Origin of the sequence: Shimia isoporae (genome assembly GCF_004346865.1) — a bacterium.
Lineage (GTDB): Bacteria > Pseudomonadota > Alphaproteobacteria > Rhodobacterales > Rhodobacteraceae > Shimia > Shimia isoporae.
In genome coordinates, this window is sequence record NZ_SMGR01000001.1 from 1,211,401 (window position 1) to 1,233,856 (window position 22,456).

21 protein-coding genes and 1 pseudogene are annotated in these 22,456 nt (G+C 56.8%); 14 read left to right on the top strand and 8 right to left on the bottom strand.

Annotated features, from left to right (window positions below; all coding sequences use genetic code 11):
- Nucleotide 1: 1 nt before the first annotated feature.
- The 8 genes and pseudogenes from fabG to cysE all read left to right on the top strand — a co-directional run bounded on the left by fabG (nt 2) and on the right by cysE (nt 8,436).
- Nucleotides 2-739 (top strand): 3-oxoacyl-[acyl-carrier-protein] reductase, encoded by a 738-nt coding sequence (fabG, locus tag BXY66_RS05970; RefSeq protein WP_132859239.1) that lies wholly within the window; start codon nt 2-4, stop codon nt 737-739.
- Nucleotides 740-964: 225 nt separating this feature from the next.
- Nucleotides 965-1,198 carry an acyl carrier protein gene (locus BXY66_RS05975; RefSeq protein ID WP_058240599.1) on the top strand — a complete coding sequence of 78 codons (234 nt, stop codon included), beginning with the start codon at nt 965-967 and terminating at the stop codon, nt 1,196-1,198.
- Nucleotides 1,199-1,472: 274 nt separating this feature from the next.
- A complete protein-coding gene (gene fabF / locus BXY66_RS05980; RefSeq protein WP_132859240.1) occupies nt 1,473-2,732 on the top strand; it encodes a beta-ketoacyl-ACP synthase II in 1,260 nt (419 codons plus the stop codon).
- Nucleotides 2,732-3,886, top strand: a complete 1,155-nt coding sequence (gene mltG / locus BXY66_RS05985) for an endolytic transglycosylase MltG (protein WP_132859241.1) — start codon at nt 2,732-2,734, stop codon at nt 3,884-3,886. The genes fabF and mltG overlap by 1 nt, the downstream gene beginning before the upstream one ends.
- A gap of 389 nt (nt 3,887-4,275) precedes the next feature.
- On the top strand, nt 4,276-5,694 hold the full coding sequence (locus BXY66_RS05990) for a DNA-packaging protein (RefSeq protein ID WP_425057060.1): 1,419 nt from the start codon (nt 4,276-4,278) through the stop codon (nt 5,692-5,694).
- Nucleotides 5,695-5,847: 153 nt separating this feature from the next.
- Nucleotides 5,848-6,528, top strand: a pseudogene (locus BXY66_RS05995) (phage portal protein); the annotation flags it as partial.
- 63 nt (nt 6,529-6,591) lie between these two features.
- Entirely contained in the window at nt 6,592-7,485 is an 894-nt protein-coding gene (locus BXY66_RS20745) for a GTA baseplate fiber-binding domain-containing protein (protein ID WP_425057066.1), read from the top strand.
- A 132-nt stretch (nt 7,486-7,617) separates the two neighbouring features.
- The gene (cysE, locus tag BXY66_RS06000) at nt 7,618-8,436 is read left to right on the top strand and encodes a serine O-acetyltransferase (RefSeq protein WP_132859243.1); all 819 of its coding nucleotides are present in this window, start codon (nt 7,618-7,620) and stop codon (nt 8,434-8,436) included.
- 66 nt (nt 8,437-8,502) lie between these two features.
- On the opposite strand, the gene BXY66_RS06005 is transcribed toward cysE, so the two are convergent.
- The 5 genes from BXY66_RS06005 to BXY66_RS06025 form a co-directional block, all read right to left on the bottom strand.
- Nucleotides 8,503-9,810, bottom strand: coding sequence for a pyruvate dehydrogenase complex dihydrolipoamide acetyltransferase (locus BXY66_RS06005; protein WP_132859244.1), 1,308 nt, complete (start codon nt 9,808-9,810; stop codon nt 8,503-8,505).
- An 11-nt stretch (nt 9,811-9,821) separates the two neighbouring features.
- The gene (locus BXY66_RS06010) at nt 9,822-11,186 is read right to left on the bottom strand and encodes a pyruvate dehydrogenase complex E1 component subunit beta (RefSeq protein ID WP_132859245.1); all 1,365 of its coding nucleotides are present in this window, start codon (nt 11,184-11,186) and stop codon (nt 9,822-9,824) included.
- Nucleotides 11,187-11,189: 3 nt separating this feature from the next.
- The gene (locus tag BXY66_RS06015) at nt 11,190-11,579 is read right to left on the bottom strand and encodes a VOC family protein (protein WP_132859246.1); all 390 of its coding nucleotides are present in this window, start codon (nt 11,577-11,579) and stop codon (nt 11,190-11,192) included.
- Nucleotides 11,579-12,577, bottom strand: coding sequence for a pyruvate dehydrogenase (acetyl-transferring) E1 component subunit alpha (pdhA, locus tag BXY66_RS06020; protein ID WP_132859247.1), 999 nt, complete (start codon nt 12,575-12,577; stop codon nt 11,579-11,581). The genes BXY66_RS06015 and pdhA overlap by 1 nt, the downstream gene beginning before the upstream one ends.
- A gap of 115 nt (nt 12,578-12,692) precedes the next feature.
- Nucleotides 12,693-12,995: an FtsB family cell division protein gene (locus BXY66_RS06025; protein ID WP_132859248.1), complete on the bottom strand. Its 303-nt coding sequence runs from the start codon at nt 12,993-12,995 to the stop codon at nt 12,693-12,695.
- Between the two features lie 166 nt (nt 12,996-13,161).
- Between BXY66_RS06025 and BXY66_RS06030 the strand changes: the two genes are divergently transcribed.
- On the top strand, nt 13,162-14,787 hold the full coding sequence (locus tag BXY66_RS06030; protein ID WP_132859249.1) for an acyl-CoA dehydrogenase family protein: 1,626 nt from the start codon (nt 13,162-13,164) through the stop codon (nt 14,785-14,787).
- A gap of 184 nt (nt 14,788-14,971) precedes the next feature.
- Here the strand turns inward: BXY66_RS06030 and BXY66_RS06035 are convergent, their stop codons facing one another.
- Both BXY66_RS06035 and BXY66_RS06040 read right to left on the bottom strand, forming a co-directional pair.
- Entirely contained in the window at nt 14,972-15,865 is an 894-nt protein-coding gene (locus BXY66_RS06035; RefSeq protein ID WP_132859250.1) for a fructose bisphosphate aldolase, read from the bottom strand.
- Between the two features lie 148 nt (nt 15,866-16,013).
- Complete coding sequence (locus tag BXY66_RS06040; RefSeq protein ID WP_132859251.1) at nt 16,014-17,204, bottom strand: phosphoglycerate kinase; 1,191 nt, start codon at nt 17,202-17,204, stop codon at nt 16,014-16,016.
- Between the two features lie 129 nt (nt 17,205-17,333).
- Between BXY66_RS06040 and BXY66_RS06045 the strand changes: the two genes are divergently transcribed.
- The 5 genes from BXY66_RS06045 (at nt 17,334) to BXY66_RS06065 (ending at nt 21,172) form a co-directional block, all read left to right on the top strand.
- A complete protein-coding gene (locus BXY66_RS06045) occupies nt 17,334-17,846 on the top strand; it encodes a peptidylprolyl isomerase (RefSeq protein ID WP_132859252.1) in 513 nt (170 codons plus the stop codon).
- A complete protein-coding gene (locus BXY66_RS06050; protein WP_132860359.1) occupies nt 17,839-18,393 on the top strand; it encodes a peptidylprolyl isomerase in 555 nt (184 codons plus the stop codon). Before BXY66_RS06045 ends, BXY66_RS06050 begins: the two co-directional genes overlap by 8 nt.
- Before the next feature lie 137 nt (nt 18,394-18,530).
- The gene (locus tag BXY66_RS06055; protein ID WP_132859253.1) at nt 18,531-19,502 is read left to right on the top strand and encodes a DUF3179 domain-containing protein; all 972 of its coding nucleotides are present in this window, start codon (nt 18,531-18,533) and stop codon (nt 19,500-19,502) included.
- 82 nt (nt 19,503-19,584) lie between these two features.
- Nucleotides 19,585-19,953, top strand: coding sequence for a hypothetical protein (locus BXY66_RS06060; RefSeq protein WP_132859254.1), 369 nt, complete (start codon nt 19,585-19,587; stop codon nt 19,951-19,953).
- Nucleotides 19,946-21,172 (top strand): HlyD family secretion protein, encoded by a 1,227-nt coding sequence (locus BXY66_RS06065; RefSeq protein ID WP_132859255.1) that lies wholly within the window; start codon nt 19,946-19,948, stop codon nt 21,170-21,172. Before BXY66_RS06060 ends, BXY66_RS06065 begins: the two co-directional genes overlap by 8 nt.
- A gap of 10 nt (nt 21,173-21,182) precedes the next feature.
- Here BXY66_RS06065 and BXY66_RS06070 read toward each other — a convergent pair whose 3' ends face one another.
- Complete coding sequence (locus tag BXY66_RS06070) at nt 21,183-22,361, bottom strand: ATP-grasp domain-containing protein (protein ID WP_132859256.1); 1,179 nt, start codon at nt 22,359-22,361, stop codon at nt 21,183-21,185.
- Between the last annotated feature and the right edge of the window lie 95 nt (nt 22,362-22,456).

Below are 22,456 nucleotides of genomic sequence, written 5' to 3' on the forward strand. Positions count from 1 at the left end.
AATGTTTGATCTGACAGGAAAAACAGCGCTTGTGACAGGCGCTTCGGGTGGCATTGGTGGCGCGATCGCCAAAGCACTTCATGGTGCCGGGGCAACCGTTGGTCTTTCCGGCACCCGTGTTGAACCACTGCAAGCTTTGGCGGCGGAACTGGGTGAGCGCGCGCATGTGCTGCCGTGTAATCTTAGCGATCCAGAGGCGGTCGATGCGCTGCCCAAGCAGGCGATTGAAGCGATGGGTGGCGTGGACATTCTGGTCAACAATGCCGGTATTACACGCGACCAAATTTTCATGCGGATGTCGGACGACGAATGGCAGAGCGTGATCGACGTAAACTTGACCAGTGCCATGCGTTTGTGCCGCGGTGTGATGCGCCCGATGATGAAATCCCGTTGGGGACGGATCATCAATATCAGCTCGATTGTTGGCGCAACGGGCAACCCCGGGCAAGTCAACTATGCGGCATCCAAAGCCGGTATGGTCGGCATGACAAAATCCATCGCATATGAGGTTGCGAGCCGGGGAATCACCGCGAATGCGATTGCGCCTGGCTTTATTGCGACTGCAATGACTGACAAGCTCACAGATGATCAGAAGGACAAGATCAACACGCAGATTCCGGCAAACCGTATGGGGTCTGCTGAGGAAATTGCTGCGGCAGTACTGTACCTTGCAAGCCCGGAAGCCGGTTATGTGACAGGTTCGACCTTGCATGTGAACGGCGGTATGGCCATGTTGTAAGCGCTGGCGGCACCGGAAACGGGGCCGCCGATGTCGTCGGGGAAAGCGTTTGCGTCGTAAGGCGGATGTGCTATAGGCGGCTCAGAATTTCTCCGGGTGCCTTTGCGGCATGCGGGGACTTACCGGTAAGCCGGACCAAAACCGCCCTGATAGGGCATGTACCATTCCTGCCACGCCGGTAGGGGAGCAACACGGGCCAAAAGCCCATACGAATGAGGAATTGATATGAGCGACGTCGCAGACCGCGTAAAAAAGATCGTTGTTGAGCACCTGGGTGTTGAAGAAGACAAAGTTGTCGAAGCCGCATCCTTCATCGACGATCTGGGCGCAGACAGCCTGGACACCGTGGAACTGGTAATGGCCTTCGAAGAAGAGTTCGGCATCGAGATCCCGGACGACGCAGCCGAAACCATCCAGACCTTCGGCGACGCTGTGAAATTCATCTCGGAAGCTTCCTAAGCCCGAGACCCGGTTGTAGGTCAGAACGGCCGACTCCGGGGTGGACAGATAAACGCCCGTTGCGAGAGAGACGCAGCGGGCGTTTTCTTTTGTCCGGAATGATTGTTGCTTTGGCGGGAAATGGCGGAATAGGCGGTTGAAAGCTCATTGGCCGAAGCCCACTTGCGAGCGGGCGCGCCGTGTTGCGCCGGATTGTTTCGCTGCCGCACTATTGCTCATGGCGGCGGATACGCGGTAAGAGCAGGAAAAGACTTCTGAGGAAGGGCATAGAAAAATGCGTCGTGTTGTTGTCACCGGGCTTGGGCTCGTCACTCCTTTGGCTTCCGGTGTGGAAGAAAGCTGGTCTCGTATTCTGGACGGTCAGTCCGGCGCCGGTACCATCACCCGCTTCAATCCCGAGCGCGTGACCACAAAATATGCGTGTGAAGTTCCGCTTGGCGACGGCACCGACGGGACATTCAATGCAGATGATTTCATGGCGCCTAAAGAACGCCGTAAAGTCGATGACTTTATTCTTTACGGTCTTGCCGCCTCGCAGATGGCTGTCGAAGATTCCGGCTGGATGCCTGAAGATACAGAATCCCTGGAACGTACCGGTGTGATGATTGGTTCCGGCATTGGTGGCCTGCAATCTATCGAAGCCACCACGCTGATGATGGCTGAGAAAGGCCCGCGCCGTGTATCTCCGTTCTTTATCCCAGGAGCGCTTATCAACCTGATCTCTGGTCAGGTCAGCATCAAGTATGGTTTCAAAGGCCCGAACCACTCTGTTGTGACAGCGTGCTCGACCGGTGCACACGCAATTGGCGATGCTGCCCGACTTATCGCCTCTGACGACGCCGACGTGATGGTTGCTGGCGGTGGCGAGGCAGCGATCTGTGAGATCGGGATCGCAGGCTTTAACGCCTGTAAAGCTCTGTCTACTCAGCATGCAGATGACCCGCAGAAAGCAAGCCGTCCTTATGATGCAGACCGCGACGGTTTCGTGATGGGGGAGGGTGCCGGCATTGTGGTGCTCGAGGAATACGAGCATGCAAAGGCACGTGGCGCCAAGATTTATGCAGAAGTGCTTGGATACGGGCTTTCCGGCGATGCCTATCACATCACCGCACCAGCCGAGACAGGCGAGGGTGGCGAGCGTTCCATGCGGGCGGCGTTGAAAAAAGCAGGGCTCGAGCCCAAGGACATCGACTACATCAACGCGCATGGCACATCGACGATGGCGGACACCATCGAACTTGGCGCGGTCGAGCGCATGTTGGGCGAACACGCCAGCAAGGTGACGATGTCGTCAACAAAATCGATGACCGGGCACCTTTTGGGTGCTGCAGGCGCGATCGAAGCAATTTTCTCCATACTGGCGATCCGTGATCAGGTTGCTCCGCCGACCATCAATCTGGACAATCAAGCGGTGGAAACGCCGATTGATCTTGCGCCAAACAAGAAAGTTGAACGTGAAATCAACGTTGCTCTGTCCAACAGCTTTGGTTTTGGTGGTACGAACGCCTCGGTGATCTTCGGAAAGGTTGACTGATGTGGCGTCACATCGCCTCTAACGCGGTCACGATGTTGATCGTGGCGCTTTTCCTGTTGGGGGGCGTCATACTGGTTGGTCAAACCACCTACCGAGCTGAAGGGCCTTTGACGGACGCCATGTGCCTGCGGGTGCAACCCGGATCGAACATGGGCCGCGTATCAGAAGATCTCGAGCAAGCCGGTGCAATTGCAAATGGCGCGCTGTTCCGGATCGGCGCCGACTATCAGGACAAGACAAGTCAGTTGAAGGCTGGCAGCTTTCTTGTGCCTGAAAACGCGTCGATGGAGCAGATCGTAGATATCGTGACGCGTGGCGGTGCGAGCACCTGTGGCACTGAAGTTGTGTATCGCATTGGTGTAACCCGTAAGCAGGTTCAAGTGCGTGAATTGGACCCGTCGACGGGCCGCTTTGTCGAAGTGGCAGAGTTCAACCCAGCTGAGGATGAGACACCTGAAGCGTTTGATAAAGTCAGGGCAGAGGCAGACACACGCTATCGCATTGCTCTCGCTGAAGGCGTGACAAGCTGGCAAGTGATGGACGCGCTAAATGGCATCGAACTGTTGAGCGGAGAGATTGAACAGCCAGCGGAGGGCACCCTTGCTCCGGATAGCTATGAGGTGAGCGAAGGCGATACCCGCGCCAGCGTGATCGCGCGAATGGAAGCCGCTCAGGACGTGCTGCTGAATGCGGCATGGGAGGCCCGTTCGCCGGAAGTGCCGCTCAACTCTCCGGAAGAATTGCTTATTCTTGCGTCGATCATCGAAAAGGAAACCGGCGTTCCTGAAGAGCGTCGTCAAGTGGCCAGCGTTTTTGCAAACCGTCTGGATCGAGGCATGCGCCTCCAGACCGACCCGACTGTGATCTATGGGGTGACAAAGGGCGTTGGCGTTCTTGGACGCGGCTTGCGCCAGAGCGAGTTGCGCGGCCCTACACCTTGGAACACATACGTGATTGAAGGTTTGCCACCCACGCCGATTGCCAACCCAGGGCGCGCGAGCCTTGAAGCTGCTGCCAACCCCGATGAAACGCCTTACATTTTCTTTGTGGCGGATGGCACGGGCGGTCACGCGTTTGCCGAAACTTTGGCTGAACACAACGCAAATGTTGCGAAGTGGCGCCAAATTGAAGCGGAACGTGCCAGTGACAACTGACGTTGCCTTCGCCGCTGATTGATCGTGCGGTTGGGTAATAGTTTGCAACTTTGAATAGCTTATCAGCGGTGTGGTTGATTCACGATGCTGGGAAGACACGCGAAAGCGGCCTTGGATCATCCAAGGCCGCTTTTTCTTCGTGTCCTTTGCCGAGGAGGTACATCGGTTCGAGAGGCATGAAACACCTATGACCCTAACTTACCCGCCAAAGTTGGCTTTGGCGCTCGACCACGAGATGGCGGCTATTCGCGCTGCACTAAGGTCGGCGACCGATGAATTGCTTGTCATGTGCCGTCAGCTACAGGCGGCAGGTTCTGTTTTGCCGGGGGATGCCGGGCTTGTTTTGAATGAAGTGCGCCAATGCGTTCGCTTGGCGATGGAGGCTGAAAGTGACCTTGAAAAACGCGACATTGAAAAAGGAAACGGCCGTGCCGGCCCAGACCTCGACCTCGAACACGCGCGATCTTCGATCCGGTGCAGGCTGGATCGCCTCCGCACCTGTCACAGTGCAGACCGAGTTTCTGGACGAACTGACAAATGATGAGCTTCTAGCGCTGCCATATTTGTTCGATTTCTGGGCGCTGCCGCATCAGTTGCCGCCGGAAGGTGACTGGAAAACCTGGGTCATTCTTGGTGGGAGGGGAGCAGGCAAGACTCGAGCAGGTGCCGAGTGGGTTCGCTCTAAAGTCGAAGGCGCTGGTCCGCTGGATTCAGGCGCGGCACGTCGCGTGGCATTGGTTGGAGAGACCATAGATCAGGTGCGCGAGGTCATGGTGTTCGGCGATAGCGGCTTGTTGGCCTGTTCGCCACCAGACAGGCGACCTGTCTGGGAGGCGGGGCGCAAGCGCCTTGTCTGGCCGAACGGAGCCGTAGCTCAGGCGTTTTCGGCCCATGACCCAGAGGCATTGCGCGGACCCCAATTTGATGCGGCGTGGACGGATGAGATTGCCAAATGGCGTAAAGGGCAAGCCACGTGGGACCAGCTTCAATTCGGATTGCGCCTTGGGGAACACCCACAACAATGTGTGACAACGACACCACGTAACGTCGGCGTGCTGAAAAAGATCCTGGCGGCGGCGAGCACTGTGAAAACCACGGCTCCGACCGAGGCAAATCGGGCGAACCTTGCCGAGAGCTTCCTTGAAGAAGTCCGCAGCCGATATGCTGGAACCCGACTGGGACGGCAGGAACTTGACGGCCAGTTGCTTGAGGACCGCGACGGAGCGCTTTGGCGGCGTGAGGCTCTTGACGATGGACGACTTGATATTGTGCCGGAACTGGACCGGATCGTTGTGGCGGTGGATCCGCCGGTAACGGGGCATGCGGGCTCAGATTCCTGCGGGATTGTTGTCGCAGGCGTGATTGCAAAGGGTGCTGTGCAAAATTGGCGCGCGGTTGTCCTTGACGATGTGACCGTCCGCGCGGCGACGCCCGATGCCTGGGCTCGTGTAGCGCTGGCTGCAATGGAGGCCTGGGGGGCAGAACGGCTGATCGCAGAGGTCAATCAAGGTGGAGATCTGGTGAAATCCGTCATCAACCAGATTGATCCGCTTGTACCGTTCAAGGCCGTGCGGGCCACTCGGGGAAAAGTTGCCCGAGCGGAGCCTGTCGCCGCGTTGTATGAGCAAGGCCGCGTCAATCACATGCATGACCTGGACGAGCTGGAAGACCAGATGTGCGCGATGACTACACAGGGTTTCGACGGTAGCGGATCGCCAGATCGGGTGGACGCTCTTGTTTGGGCTCTGACCGAATTGGTTATTGAGCCGGCGTCCAAGTGGCGGCGTCCAAGACTGCGTGGACTTTAAAGCAGTCGTCATCCACGCAACGGGGACCGTACGCACCTGTCGGAACAAATTAATGCCCTTCGTGGATAACTGGATTTGTCGAAAGGGAACGGAAATTTTTTGACCCACCGTGGCGATTGGCTTCGGGAGTGATTTCAGGCGGGAGCGGCAGATATGCTATTGGATTTCTTTCGGCGCGAAGCCGCGTCGGCACCAGAGACAAAGGCAAGTGCGACCGGCCCGGTGATGGCATGGCATGGCGCCGGGCGAGTGGCGTGGAGCCCCAGAGATACTGTGTCGCTGACGCGATCGGGGTTTTCCGGCAATCCAGTGGGATTTCGTTCAGTAAAGCTGATTGCAGAGGCAGCAGCAGCCTTGCCACTTGTATTACAATCTGCAGCCGAGCGCTTTGAGCGGCACCCTATTCTGTCCCTCCTGCGTGCGCCGAATGCCGCGCAAGGACGTGCCGAACTATTTGAAGCGCTTTTCGGCCAGTTGTTGTTGTCGGGCAATGGTTACCTTGAGGCGGTAGGAGACGAGGAAGGGGCGCCCGTAGAATTGCATGTTTTGCGGTCCGATCGGATGAAGGTTGTGCCTGGAAGCGATGGCTGGCCTGTAGCGTATGAATATGCCGTGGGAGCCAGAAAACACCGGTTTGAAGCCGGGCGCGTATCTCCGATTTGTCACATCAAAGCATTTCACCCGCAGGACGATCACTACGGGTTTTCACCGATGCAGGCGGCGGCAATGGCGATCGACGTTCACAACAGCGCCTCTCGGTGGTCCAAAGCGCTGCTGGACAATGCAGCGCGACCCTCAGGGGCGATAGTTTACCGCGGTAGCGAAGGTCAAGGCAGGCGGTCCAATAGTTTCGCAGCGCCGTCTCCGGTCGAAGGCTTGTTTCTGGATCTACCATTGATGCGAGGAGACGAAGTTCCGCATGCGCCGCACCTCGCGGTTTTGGCCGACCCGTGGCCGGGAACCGTCGCGGTGTATGAAGCCGACGCCGACGAAGACTATGTTTTGAACAGCTTTGTCACGACCGGTTCCGTTATTGGAGTAACCGAGTCTGCGCTGGGCATGGTTCCAAGTGGAAGGATGGATCGTGGTCTGCCACTGTTGGTTAGAATGTTGGTCGGGGATCTGGAAAGTGTCGGTCGCGCGAAATTTCTGAACGGCGGCAATTTTTTCGCTATCGGAGATGGCGTACCGGACAATTGGGAGCTGTTTCAAGCGCGCACCGCGGAACTGGTAGGAGAACAAACCTATCAGTTGAGCAATAGACTGCGCGGCCAGCTTGGAACAGAAAGGTCTGCTGGTAGTGTTTGGCCGCAAGGCAGCTGGGTGGTGGCCGTAAACGAAGGTATTTCTCAACTTGAGTTGGCGGCTAGGCTTCGAAATGTTGCCCGTCACTACCGCATTGGCCCCGCAACTCAGACATATTCTCACGAAACCTACGGACACAGTGTGCACGCATTCAAAGGCATCGGATTAAGACCCTATGCTCCTGTGCACCTACGAATTGAAAGAGGTAATGCAGCTGGTTCGTCTTTGAGCTGGATTCGGCGCACCCGCATAGACGGGGACACATGGGAAACACCGGAAGTTCCGGTCGGAGAAGACTATGAAAAATACCTTGTACGTGTTCGCCGGGGGGCGCAGGTTTTGCGGTCTCAGGAAGTCGGACAACCATTTTGGACTTATTCGGCAGGGGCAATGAGTACCGATGGCGCAGCGGTCGGCGACATCATTGAAGTGGCTCAGATTTCGGCTCGATATGGCGTGGGAAAATTTGCCAGCACTATTTTGTAGTGGAAAGAGAACTGTCGACTATGCGTGGTGACATTCGATCACATCTTTAGGACTGATCGCCTTGTTCACGGCTTTGAATTTGCGACCGCCATCCTATTTGTAGTACGTTGGTCGAGAGAGGATGAGGACACCATGGCTGAGCTGAAACCAAAACTGACGGAAGTCGACCCTGTATGGCAGCGCATTTCGGATGAGGCGCGTGAAGCGGTCGCCGAAGAACCGCTTATGGGTGGTCTGGTACATGCTTGCGTGCTTCACCATGCTTCGTTGGAGCGCGCGCTCAGTTATCGGTTCGCAGCCAAGCTGTCGTCGAATGAGATGTCGATGGTAATCTTGCGAGAGATTGCGGACGAGGCGTACGCCGCTTCACCCGAATTGATCGAAGCAGCGCGTTCCGATCTGATGGCAATTTTTGAGCGTGACCCAGCATGTCACCGGCTTCTTCAGCCAATTCTGTACTTTAAGGGGTATCAGGCAGTTCAAGCCTATCGTATCGGACATTGGCTTTGGCAGCAGGGACGAACGGATCTCGCGTACTTCATCCAGATGCGCACAAGCGAAATCTTCGGCATTGATATTCACCCGGCTGCGCGTATCGGGAAAGGCATCATGATCGATCACGCGCACTCCATCGTTATTGGTGAAACCGCGGTTGTTGGTGACAACGTGTCGATGTTGCATTCGGTAACCCTTGGGGGCACCGGAAAAGAAGAAGAAGACCGCCACCCGAAAATTGGCGATGGCGTGCTAATTGGCGCAGGCGCCAAGGTCTTGGGCAACATAAAAGTCGGCCATTGCAGTCGCGTCGCCGCTGGATCTGTTGTTCTCCAAGAAGTTCCGCCCTGCACAACCGTGGCTGGCGTTCCTGCGAAAGTGGTTGGGGAAGCCGGCTGCGATCAGCCTGCCGTGAGCATGGATCAGGATTTCGCTGACTGCTCGAAAATCCAATAATCAACGTCACGTTTGCAAAAAAGGCCCGCAACAGCGGGCCTTTTCTTTTGGAATATGATCTTCTGCTTAAGCGAGCATCGCCATCGGGTTTTCCAGATTGTCGACAATTGCTTGAAGCAATTGAGCACCCAGTGCGCCGTCTATAACTCGGTGATCTACCGAAAGAGTTACAGACATAACGGTGGCGACTTCGATTGCACCGTCCGGGCCAACAACGGGTTTCTTGGTGCCAGCCCCAACTGCCAGGATCGCGCCGTGCGGTGGATTAATGACCGCATCAAAATTATCGATCCCGAACATGCCAAGGTTGGAAATCGCAAAGCTGCCGCCCTGATACTCGTGCGGGGCGAGTTTTCTATCCCTTGCGCGGGAGGCTAGGTCTTTCATCTCCGATGACAGGGCAGACAGGGACTTCGCGTCCGCATCTCTGAGGACCGGCGTGAACAGGCCGCCTTCGATGGCGACTGCGACTGCGACATCAGAAGGTTTGAGGCGCAGAATGCGGTCGTTGGCCCAGACGGCATTGGCTTCTGGCACTTCCTGCAGCGCCAATGCGCAGGCCTTGATGACGAAGTCATTGACAGAGAGCTTCGCGCCACGCTTTTCCAGCTGACCGTTTAGCTGGCTGCGGAACGACAGCAAAGCGTCGAGCTTAATGTCGCGGCGCAAGTAAAAGTGCGGGATCGATTGTTTGGCTTCTGTCAGACGCGCAGCAATGGTTTTGCGCATACCGTCGAGCGCGATTTCTTCTGTCTCACGGTCCTCGTACATTCGCAGTACGATGTCTGTGGCAGGGCCGGAGGCAACCGGCGCAGGTGCCGAAGGAGCAGGAGCCGCTGCGGGTTTGGCTGGCGCAGACGCGGCGGCAGTTGTGCCTTCAACGTCGGCTTTGACGATACGACCACGGGGACCGGAGCCTGCAACAGTTGCCAGATCGATGCCTTTGTCCGCCGCAATGCGCCGCGCCAGCGGGGACGCAAAGATACGCGAGCCATCGGCACTCCTTGCTGACGCCGGGGCCGCGGCAGGCGCGTCGGAGCCCCCTGTGGGAGCCGCCTCCTTGCCTGCGTCAGCGGCTGGGGCCGCTTCCGGTGCCGCCGCTGGTGTTGCGCCAATGTCGTCGGCGGTTTCGCCGTCGGCCAGAAGGACGGCGATAGGAGAGTTGACCGCTACGCCTTCGCTTCCTTCGGCAACGAGAATCTTGCCGATCACGCCTTCGTCCACGGCTTCGAACTCCATGGTGGCTTTGTCGGTTTCGATCTCGGCAATCAGGTCACCAGAGGAGACTTCGTCGCCTTCCTTGACCAACCATTTGGCCAATGTGCCTTCTTCCATAGTGGGGGAAAGGGCAGGCATGAGGATTTCGATGGGCATCTTATTTCTCCTCAGCGATAGGTCACTTGTTTCACGGCCGCTATGACTTCATCGGTCGTCACAAGCGCCAGTTTTTCGAGGTTCGCGGCATAAGGCATCGGGACGTCTTTGCCGGCACAATTGATCACCGGCGCGTCCAGGTAGTCAAAAGCGCGTTGCATGATCGTGGCGGACAGGTGATTGCCGATGGAGCCGACGGGGAAGCCTTCTTCGACAGTTACGCAGCGGTTGGTTTTCATCACCGATGCGATCACCGTGTCGTAATCAATTGGGCGGAGTGTACGCAGGTCGATGACTTCGGCGGAGATGCCGTCCTCGGCCAGCTTGTCGGCGGCCTCAAGGGCATATTGCATGCCGATGCCGAAGCTGACGATCGTCACGTCAGAGCCTTCGCGCCAGATGCGAGCCTTGCCAAACGGAATGGTGAAATCGTCAATGTCCGGTACTTCGAAGCTGCGACCATAGAGGATTTCGTTCTCAAGGAAGATCACCGGGTTGGGGTCGCGGATTGCGGATTTCAGAAGTCCCTTTGCGTCTGCAGCGGAGTAGGGCATCGCAACCTTTAGGCCGGGTATCTGGGCATACCAGGCTGCGTAGTCGTGGCTATGTTGCGCGCCAACACGTGCAGCAGCGCCATTCGGGCCGCGGAACACCATTGGCGCACCCATTTGGCCACCGGACATGTACAAGGTCTTAGCCGCCGAATTGATAATTTGGTCAATGGCTTGCATGGCAAAATTAAACGTCATGAACTCCACGATGGGGTTCAGTCCGCCAAATGCTGCGCCTACTGCGATCCCTGCAAAACCATGTTCGGTGATGGGCGTGTCAATAACCCGTTTTGAGCCGAATTCATCCAACAGGCCTTGAGAGACTTTGTAGGCGCCTTGGTACTCGGCGACTTCTTCGCCCATCAGATAGACAGCTTCATTCGCCCGCATTTCTTCCGCCATCGCGTCTCGAAGCGCCTCACGGACGGTACAGGTCTTCATGGGCGTTCCGCTGGGCCAATCCGGGGCGAGATCAGGCTTTGGAGCTTCTGGCGCTGCGGGTTGGGCTGGGGCTGCGGCCGCGGGTGCTGCTTCAGCTGCCGAAGCCGTTGAAGGGGCGACCTCAATCGTGCTTACATCTTCGCCGTCCTCGGCCAGAATTGCGATTGCAGTATTTACCGCCACACCTTCGGTTCCCTCTGCCACTAGAATTTTGCCGATGACGCCCTCGTCAACGGCCTCGAACTCCATAGTGGCTTTGTCGGTTTCGATCTCCGCGATGATATCACCGCTTTGCACGGTGTCGCCTTCCTTGACCAACCACTTGGCCAAAGTGCCTTCCTCCATCGTCGGGGAAAGTGCGGGCATGAGAATTTCTGTTGCCATAAATCAGTTTCCCTCTTTGGTCGGAGCGATCATTCCAACGATGTTGCCTTGGCCGTCCTCGATATACGCACAGCGTCCGATCCCCGGATAGTCTTGCGGAGGCAATGCTTCGGCGCCGCCGTTGGACAACGCCCAATTGTAGCTGGCGTCACAGTCGGACACATCGAATGTCATCGTGCCGCCCCGAACGCCGGAGCCGGCATCCGGAGCAGGGCCGGTTCGGGCCATTAGCCCCGCGGTCAGCGCGTTACCCGCGCCGATTTTCTCGCCCTCGATCAGGTGGTAGCCGATTTCTTCACCTCCCGGCATGGGCGTAAAGGACCACCCGAACAAACCGGAGTAGAAGGCCTTCGCAGCGTCTACGTCGGCCACATGGATTTCAAAATGCGGCATCAGTGGGCCTCCGCGTAGATGTCTGTCCAAAGCTCGGACTCGTCCGGGAGGGGGCTTTCTTTCGCAAAGTCGGCGCTCGCGTTTACGATTGCCTTGATGTCTTTGTCGATGGATTTGAGATCTTCCTCGGACGCGTGTTTGCCCGTCAGTAGGAGTTGGCGAACATGTTCGATTGGGTCGCGTTCTTCGCGCATTTTCTGAACTTCTTCGCGTGTACGATACTTTGCAGGATCCGACATCGAGTGACCGCGGTACCGGTAGGTTTTTACTTCCAGAATGTAGGGACCCTTGCCGGAACGACAGTGCTTTACCGCGCGTTCGCCTGCGTCCTTGACCGCGAGCACATCCATACCATCAACCATTTCACCTGGAATTCCAAAGGCTTCGCCGCGCTTGTAGATGTCTTGGGATGAGGTGGAACGTGCTTGCGCAGTACCCATCGCATACTGGTTATTTTCAATTACAAAAATACAGGGGAGGTCCCAGAGCGCAGCCATGTTGAACGTCTCGTAGACTTGTCCCTGGTTTGCCGCGCCATCACCGAAGTAAGTAAAGGTTACGTTGTCGGTGCCGTTGTATTTGTCAGCAAATGAGAGGCCCGCGCCCAGTGGAACCTGTGCACCTACTATCCCGTGCCCGCCATAGAAATGTTTTTCCTTGGAGAACATATGCATGGAGCCGCCCTTGCCCTTGGAGTAGCCTCCACTGCGTCCGGTGAGTTCAGCCATGACGCCGTTTGCATCCATGCCACAGGCAAGCATGTGCCCGTGATCGCGATACGAAGTGATCCGCTTGTCGCCTTCCTTGGTTGCTGCTTCCAGGCCAACGACAACGGCCTCTTGACCGATGTAGAGGTGGCAGAAGCCGCCAATCAGACCCATGCCGTATAACTGGCCGGCTTTTTCCTCAAAGCGGCGGATCAAAAGCATGTCGCGGTAAAACTGTGTCAGCTCCTCGCCGGACACGTTGGATTTTTTCGTGGCGCGTTTGGCAGCCATCGCATTCCTCCCAGGCAGATAGTTTAGCCTTAAACTAGCTTGGGTAGAAGCGTAGCGGATTGCCAGAAAGGTTGCGAGAGGAAAAAGCGTTTAACGATCAATCGCCTACGTGAAACTAGCGGATAACGATCTCGTCGGCGCGTAGCAGGCCAAGTACGTCGCGCGCCTGTTGATCAAGCAAGTCGAGATCCAGATAACTGTCCGACAGGCGCCGCGTGAGATTTTCCATACGGGCGACCTCGTCTTGAAGCGTATCCAGTTCGGCTTGGAGGCGTTCCTTGTCAGCTGCGATTTCGGCACGACGGAACAAACCGTAGTCGCCCTGAACGGCAGCGAAAACAAAGTAGACTGAAACGGCAAATGCCAGCCCGAAAAATGCGAGCGCGCCTAGGGCGGGGCGGGATTTTTTTGCTGTCATTTCTGCCTCTTACGCACTTTTTTATGTGCTTTCGACAAGTATACCCTAAGTGATTCGCTCTGTGAATCCCCTAAACGCAAAGAACTGTCCATTTTTTGTGACGCAACGGGATAGTTGGCAGACCCAGTTCCGCGCTACAGGCTGGTCTCCAGAAGGGGAGGCGCGCATGAGTTCTTCAGAACCTGTGACTCGGTTGGGCACACATGATGTTTTTAATCAGCCCGAGCCGAAGAGGCAAAACAACTACTGGACGCAGGACAAAGCTTTGCAAGAACACGCAGCAGCCAATGGTGCACGGGCGGGTCACTTGGCAATTGTTGCGGAGGCTTTCGGATCTGAACGGCTACAGCAAGCCGCCGTCGATGCGCGGCGCGACTTACCTCGGCTAAAACTGTTCGACCGAGCAGGACGGCGCGTGGACGAGGTGGAGTTCCATCCAGGCTACCATATGTTGATGGCGGCGGGCTTGGAGGCCGGATATGTGTCCCTCGCCTGGGATGGAGAGGCCGGCGGCCATGCGACACATGCCGCTTTGGTCTACTATCAGGCTCAACTGGAGCCGGGCGTCGCCTGTCCGCTAACCATGACCTATGCCGCTGTCCCCGCTCTACGCAATGAACCACAATTGGCTGAGGTGTGGAATCCGCGCTTGTCTTCAGGGGTTTACGACCCGTCATTGACACCAATCGCGTCAAAGGCCGGAGCGACGCTCGGAATGGCGATGACCGAAAAACAGGGGGGGTCAGATGTCCGCGCGAATACGACCGTGGCCCATCGGGACGGTGATGCTTATCGCTTGAGAGGGCACAAGTGGTTCTGTTCAGCGCCAATGTGCGACGGGTTCCTGACGCTTGCGCAGGCAGAAGGGGGATTGACCTGTTTTCTGGTGCCACGTTGGCTGGAAGGTGAACGGAATGGCATGCGTCTACAGAGGCTCAAGGACAAATTGGGAAACAAGGCGAATGCCAGTTCCGAAATAGAATACCATGACGCGTTGGCTTATCGCGTTGGCGAGGAAGGTGCTGGGATAAGAACCATAATCGAAATGGTACACCACACACGGCTGGACACGGTTTTGGCGCCAGCGGGGTTAATGCGTGCCGCGCTGAGTGAGGCGCACTGGTGGATCAATGGGCGATCTACTTTCCAGAAAAGATTGATTGACCAACCGCTTATGCGATCCGTTATGGCAGATCTGGCTGTGGATACCGAGGCGGCTTTGTCGGTTGGAATGATGCTTGCGGCGGCGTTTGACAGGGACAATGAAGAAAGCCGTGCATTGGCGAGAGTTGGTGTGGCGCTTGCAAAGTACCTCAACAACAAACGATGCATCGGAGTGATTGCCGAAGCCATGGAGGTTTTGGGCGGCATGGGTTACGTCGAGGAAACACCCATGCCGATGATCTACCGTGAAGCGCCGCTCAATGGCATCTGGGAAGGATCCGGAAATGTCATTTGTTTGGATGTACTTAGGGCGTTATCAAGAGAGCCGGCGGCCGGCGAGGCTTTGATGAGCCTGCTTGCCTCTGCAACCGGCGGGGATGCCCGATTTGATGCAGCATTGAAAGCGCATCTGGCGCGGTGGCCCAAGTTGCCAAATGAGGCGGAAGCGCGTTGGTTTACGGAGAGTTTGGCCAATCTTTTGACTGCGGCAAGCCTTTTGAAAACAGCACCTTCTGCGGTAGCAGAGGGCTTTGTGACATCCCGTGTGGCAGGCGACAGGGGGAGTTTCGCGGGGGCAATCGCGGATCTGCGTGTTGACGACATTTTGGAGCGCCTGGAAACGGATTGATCTTTGCGATCAATGAAATGGCTTGGACTGCAAAACGTCGGCATAACGTCGGTATCGCGTCGGTTTTTGAATCGAAGGCGGCTGCTTCTTCTGAGTTCTGGTTACCCGTTCCGTCAACGAGGGCGGACAACACAAAAAGGGCGCGCAAAAGCTGCGCGCCCTATCGTGTGGAGTTTGTGGCTGGTTAGCCCGCGATTGAGGCCTGGTAGATACTGTCGATCGAACTCGCAATCGTATCATTGAATTCGTCATCGGATTGTTGTGCGCTGAGGCCTTCGGTCAAAGCGCGCGAGAAACTGGCAATCATGCCGGTATTTTCGGCCAGTTTTGCATTGGCTTCATCGCGGGAGTAACCACCGGACAGAGCAACAACTTTCATCACACGCGGGTGGTCCACCAGAGATTTGTAGTGATTTGCACTGCTTGGAAGGGTCAGCTTGAGCATGACCTGCTGATCGGCAGGGAGGGCGTCGAGCTCTGCAGTCAGTTCTGCCAGCAAGATATCTTCCGCTTCGGCCTTGTCAGCGATGGAAATGGTCACTTCGGGTTCGATGATCGGCATCAGGCCGTGACCGATGATTTGTTTGCCCACCTCGAACTGTTGGGAAACAACGGCTTTGATGCCGTCAGTGTTCGCCGCAGAGATCACAGAACGCATCTTGGTGCCGAATACGCCTTTGGCGACAGCGCGTTCGCATAGGGTGTCGAGTTCCGGCATCGGCTTCATGACCTGACAGCCGTTCTCTTCGTCGGCCAGGCCTTTGTCGACTTTCAGGAAAGGCACGACACCCTTTTCTTCCCACATGTAAGATGGGGTTGGCTTGCCGCCGATTTCGCGGTCCATGGTCATTTCAAACAGTATCGCACCGACGACCTTGTCGCCGGTGAACGCGGGTGCTTCGGCGATCCGCGCGCGCATGCCGTGGATCAGGTCGAACATTTCAGCATCGGAGGAGTATCCGTCGCTTTCAATGCCGTAGAGACCGAGAGCCTTGGGAGTCGAGCCGCCGGATTGATCGAGTGCGGCGATGAAGCCTTGTCCTGCAGAAATCTTGTCCGCTTGAGCTTGGTTTGTCATGTCTGACCCCTAAAAACTGGTTTCGCAAAAGGCGTTAGGCCCTCTTGCCCCGCGTCTTAGATCAGCGGGGCAAAGGTTTCAATTATGGTGGCGCTAGCGAGATTTAATTTGAGTCTCGGCTTAATTTATGCGCCTGATTTCCACTGCTTTACTGGCTGAGCGCTGCAACACCGGGCAGTTCCTTGCCTTCCATCCACTCGAGGAAAGCGCCGCCTGCCGTCGAAATGTAGGTGAAATCGTCGGCTGCACCGGAAGCGTTCAGGGCTGCAACAGTGTCGCCGCCGCCAGCCACAGAAACCAGTTCGCCGGATTTCGTAAGCTCTGCGGCCTTTAGCGCAGCGGCGTCGGTGGCCGCGTTGAAGGGTTCAATTTCAAATGCCCCCATCGGACCATTCCAGATCAGGGTTTTGGACGCCTCAAACACGCTGGCGACCTTGGCGACAGTTGCAGGGCCAGCATCAAGGATCATGGCATCGGCAGGGCATGCGTCGGCGGCAACGGTTTCGTTGGCGGCGTTGGCGGCAAATTCCCGGGCGACGACAACGTCGGTCGGCAGCACGATGTTGCAGCCTGCGGTCTTTGCCTTGTCCATGATTTCGGCGGCCGTGTCGGTCATATCATGCTCGGCCAGCGATTTGCCGACGTTGATGCCTTGTGCCGCGAGAAATGTATTGGCCATGCCGCCACCGATCACGAGGTGGTCGACTTTGGTCACGAGGTTACCCAGAAGTTCGAGTTTGGTGGAAACCTTGGCACCGCCAACCACGGCAGTCACAGGGCGGACAGGGTTTCCAAGTGCACCCTCGAGCGCTGAAAGTTCGGCCTGCATCAAACGTCCGGCGCATGCCGGCAGTTTCTGCGCAAGGCCACAGGTGGACGAATGTGCGCGGTGGGCGGCAGAGAAGGCATCATTGCAGTAAACGTCGCCAAGGGCGGCCATTTGTGTGGTCAGGTCCGGATCGTTTTTGGTTTCACCCGCGTGGTAGCGGGTATTCTCCAGCAAAAGAACTTGTCCGTCTGCCAAGGCGTCGACGGCGGCCTGCGCCGCTGGTCCAACGCAATCTGCGGCGAACATTACGGTTGTGCCGAACGCGGTTTCGAGCGCGGGGACAAGTTGTTGCAGCGACATTTCAGGGACACGTTCGCCCTTCGGGCGACCAAAGTGTGCCAGCAGAACCGGTTTGCCGCCTGCGGAAAGAATGTCTTTTACAGTGGGTACAATTCGGTCGATGCGAGTCGTGTCGGTCACTTCTCCGTCAGAAACGGGAACATTGATGTCGACGCGCGTAAGGACGTTTTTGCCCGCAAGCTCCATCTGATCGAGAGTTTTCCAGGCCATTGTGCGTACTCCGCTAAAAATAACTGTTGGCTCTTTCCTAGCGCAATCAGGGCAGGGGTCAATGCGCTCTCTTGGCTTTCTCGCAAGCCGCGATTACCTTGCGCGCAAAGTTATCCAGTGGAGAGCCCAATGGCCGATATCAAAGATCCCGAAAACACCATCCTGATGGAACTCAAGGACGGCACCGTTGTCATCGAACTTCTGCCTGATGTGGCCCCTGGCCACTCCGAGCGCATGAAAGAACTGGCGCGGTCGGGTCAATATGACAATGTCTGCTTCCACCGCGTGATTGACGGCTTTATGGCGCAGACCGGCGATGTTGCAAACGGCAACATGGAAAAGGACTTCAACCTGCGTATGGCGGGTACCGGGGGCTCCGATCTGCCGAACCTGAAAGCCGAGTTCTCCAAGCTGCCGCATGACCGTGGCACGTTGGGAGCCGCACGCAGTCAGATGCCTGACAGCGCAAACTCGCAGTTCTTCATCAACTTCAAGGACAACCACTTCCTGAACGGTCAGTATACCGTCTACGGTCGCGTGATTGAGGGTATGGAACACGTTGATGCGATCGTAAAAGGCGAACCGCCGGTGAATCCGGATCGCATGATTTCAGTAAAGGTGGCCGCCGATGTTGATGCGTAATCTGGTTGCAGCCTTTGCGCTGATGGCCGCACCTGCAATGGCCACTGAGATGACGATCGAAGTTGAAGGCTATGCCAACGGCACGATTACGATCGATCTGTTGGAAGATGTTGCGCCCGGTCATGTTGCCCGTCTCAAGGAGATCGCCGACGCAGGGCGTTATGACGGCGTGGCGTTTCACCGAGTGATCGAAGGTTTTATGGCGCAAACAGGTGATGTGCAGTTTGGCAACACGAACGCCAACTATGACGCACGCCGCGCCGGCACCGGATCTTCAGGTCTTGCGGATCTGACGCAGGAGTTTTCCGACATCAACTTTGACCGCGGTGTCGTCGGTATGGCCCGCAAAGGCAACAGTGTGGACACCGCAAACTCGCAGTTCTTCATCATGTTCCAGGAAGGCGCGTTTCTGAACGGGCAGTACACTGTGATCGGGACTGTGACCAACGGCATGGATATCGTCGATCAGATCAAACGCGGCCACCCGCGTACCGGTGCCATCACAGGCAAGCCGGACGTGATGAAAAAGGTGACCATTACCGAGTGAGGTTATCACTGGACTGAAAGAAAGGCCGGGGCGATGCTCCGGCCTTTTTTGTTGCGCACAGCCCCTCACAAGGACGTGTGCAGGGTAGATTGGTGAGCCGTTTTACCGCAGCTTGAGCGCGGTAGGAGGGGAGCATCATGTTCAAACGCGTTTTGCAGGCTTTGGTCGTGTTGTCATTGACGAGTGGCGCCGCAGTAGCGGATCCGAATTTCTGGAAGCATGAGTGGCCGGAGACAGATTTTTCCAACACTTCTGTGAAACACTGGGGGGAAATTCTCTCGGGTGGCCCTCCTAAGGACGGGATTCCGGCGATCAGCGATCCGCAGTTTATTCGGGCGTCGAAAGAGCGGGGTATCGGGCCGACGGAGCCTGTTGTGACGGTGGAGATTACCGGTGCAGAACCGCGCGCCTATCCGATCCGCTATCTGACGTGGCATGAGATTGTAAATGACACCGTGGGAAACGTTCCGGTTGCCGTGACGTTCTGCCCGCTTTGCAATTCCGCGATCACCTTTGATCGACGGGTCAAGGGACAGGTTTTGACTTTCGGCGTGTCCGGCAAGCTGCGCCATTCCGACATGGTGATGTATGACCGCGAGACCCAAAGCTGGTGGCAGCAAGCGGTGGGACAGGGCATCGTTGGTCAAATGAACGGCGTCAAGCTGACGGCTTTGCCCACATGGATGGAAAGCTGGGCGCAGTTCAAGGAGCGCCACCCCGATGGGCTTGTCATGGCCGAGCCGGCGTTTCCGCGTCGTTACGGAGCAAACCCGTATGTGAGCTATGACAGTTCCCAGCGCCCCTTCCTTTACAACGGTGAGATGCCTCCGCACGACATACCAGCGCTTGAGCGTGTTGTGCGGGTCGGAGATCGCGCCTGGCCGATGACGCGGTTGGCAGATATTGGATTGGTGCGCGAAGCCGGAGTCGAGATTGAGTGGCAGGCCGGACAGGCAAGCGCTTTGGACTCAGCCACCATTGCGCGTGGGCGAGATGTCGGGTCAATTCGGGTTCGCGATGCGCAGGGGCGTGACTTGCCTCACGACGTGATGTTTGCATTTGCCTTTCATGCATTCTGGCCGGACGGGCAGTGGATGCTGGGCAATTGAGGAGACGGTCTAGAACTGAGTCATTGATTTTTCAGGGATTTCCAAGTGAACTGGGGTGAACGCGCCAGACTTGGGGGTTTCAATGGAAACCAATATTTCAGTTGAGGCGATGGCCCATATGCCATTTTGGGTCACCGGACCGGATCAGACAGACGGCTTTATGTGGGTCGTCGGGTTTGTATTGGTTGCGGCGTTGCTTGGCTTTGGCGCATTGTATTTCACGATCCAGTCCATTCCAGATCGCATGGCCACGGGAATGCATAAAGTTCAGATCCAATTGGTAAGTGTTTTGGGGCTGATTTCGCTGTTCACCCTCAACAACGCGTTCTGGATCGCCGCCATACTGATTGCAGCGGTGCCAATACACGAAATTTTCCCGGGTGCGCGACTTACAGACATTGGGGCAGGGGAGACTGGTGCAAAGCCAGGGGTGGAGGACGGCCATGATTGAGCTGATTTTCTCTGCCCTTGTGACGATCTTGCCGGATTACCTTTTCCGCCGCTACAGACAAGGAAAACGGATCGGGCATGAGATTACCCTTTTCAACGTCTGGTACGAGTTGCGGTGGGGGCTTACTGGCTGCGCTGTACTCGCTATCGCGCTGATCACTGTGATTTTCCATTTCCATCCTACAGCGCTCACCGTTCAGGCCCCGTTCAGGACTGTCAGTGTGCTGTCGGAACGGGCCGGGCGGGTGGCTGAAGTCTTTGTCGAAAACAACGCCTCCGTTGCGGAAGGTGAAGCTTTGTTCAGGCTGGACACCAGCCGTCAGGAGGCTGCGGCAGAAACGGCCCGGCGGAGCATAGCGGAGGTTGATGCCGCGATGACACTTGGCCAATCAGATTTGGCCGTGGCGCGCGGGCAGGCGGACGCGGCGCAAGCTGCGTTCGCGCAAGCCCTGGATGATTTGGTGCGACGGGAAGGGATCGCTGAGCGCAACAATACCGTCGTCAGTGCACAGGAGTTGCAGCGGTTAAAAAACGCAGTCATGCAGGCAGAAGGTGCGCGTGATGCGGCCCTGGCAGTTTTCGAGGGCGCGCAAACACGTCTGAACGAAGTCTTGCCAGCACAACGAGCTCGTGCCGAAGCGCAGTTGGCGGAAGCACAAACCGAAATAGCACTTTCAACCGTGCACGCCGAGATTTCAGGGACCGTGACCCAGTTTCTGCTCAAGCCAGGGGACCTCGTTAACCCGATCCTGAGACCCGCCGGAATTCTTGTCCCGGATGTCACCGGATCGGGACGGTTTGTGGCTTCTTTCAAACAAATTTCCGCGCCGGTTTTGGTCGAAGGGATGCTTGTTGAAATTGCCTGCCCCTCAAAGCCGATGGCAGTGGTGCCTATGGTGATCGCGGAACGACAGGGTGTAATCGCCGGTGGTCAGTTCCGACCTGGTGATGCTTTGGTTGACGGGTTTGACCGCCGCCGACCCGGAACGGTTACGGTGTTCCTAGAACCTGTCTTCCAGGGCCATACAGACGACATTCTGCCGGGTAGCCAGTGTGTGGGCGTGGCCTACAGCAATCGTGGGCTGGCGATGGCGAACGGTGAAATCCGTGGCTTTCAAGCCTTTGTAACCGGCTTGGTGGATGGGATGGGCATCGCCAACGCGATTATTATGCGCGCGCAGGCGGTGCTTTTGCCGGTCAAGGCCTTGGTCTTTTCCTGAGTTTCGCCGGTTATCCGGGCAACGACTGCAGGAGCATGTCTTCGAAGGCTTTGAACAGCTTCATCATGTGCGGTCCCTTGTATGGGTAGATCGCCTCGGGCTCCATGTTGTGCACGATGAGCGCGTTGTCGACTTCAAACACAACAAGGTTGCCGTCACGGTCTTCGGCACAGTCGATACCGAAGTATTCAAGATCAAAGGCAGAGTTCAGGGCGGCCAGAGCGTCCTTGTGGCGGATGCGGAAAGAGTCGAAGTCATCCATGAACGCTTGTTCCTCGGCCCGTTTGGCAGCGGACTTGTCCATGCCCGCGTTCATGTACCAGACGTCCCAATGATCAGCGACGGCCATGTGAGCGGGAAAAGCCTGACCGTTGATCAGAACCACGCGCTGTTTGCGGAAAAGGCCGTCTTTGGGATCGGCGTAGTTCATAAATTCTGACACAAAGAAGGTGTCTTCGGTCCGCTGCGCCAAATAGGTGGCGAGGTCGTCGCTGGAAGACAGTTTAACCAGGCCAACACCGGCGTGCGATCCTTCGGGGCGGATAATATTGGGGTAGGCGCCGATCTGTCCCGGGATTGGGTCAACGCCGTCCAACAATTCGGCACGTGACAGCAACGCGGTTTTTGCCGTGCGCAGGCCTGGGACATCAGGGAAGAGACGTTGAAGTGCGTCACGTTCGGGTTTGACCAGTGTTTCCGGCAGGTTCAAAACCTTGGCGGAAGTGTCCTTGGTCAATTCGCGGACTTTGGCAAAAAAGGTTTCGGCGGTCGGGCTTTCGGTGCTGGCTGCGCAGAAGGCAAGGTCATGCTTTGGAAGGTCCGCGGCGGTGCTGTTCTGAAGCTGATAGAACGTCACCACTTCAAAGTCGGACGTTTCCAGCAGGAATTCAACCGGGGTATTGCCGCCCATCACCTTGGGCTCTGCGAACACCAGAAGCTTTGGCTGTTTGTCGTGGCGACGGCGTGTAGCGAAGGCTCGGTGCGTTTCCAGAGCCTTGTCCTGAAATTCGAGGCCAAGATCGGGATCGCCGTGAATTTGGGCGATAATGGAGAGGTCCATCAGCGCGGCGCTGGTGTTGTTGCCGCTTAACATCTGGGTGAGACATTCCATCTGCACTGTGTTCAGATCGATGCCCGAATAGGCAAGTTTCGAAAGATGCGCGACGCCGAGTCTGACTTGAGGTTCCATTCTGGCTCCTGAATTTCTGGTCAGGAGGGGCATCGCAGATTTTGGTTAATGAAGTGTGCAGCGCCAAACCCGCGGGCATAAAAACGCCGCCCCAT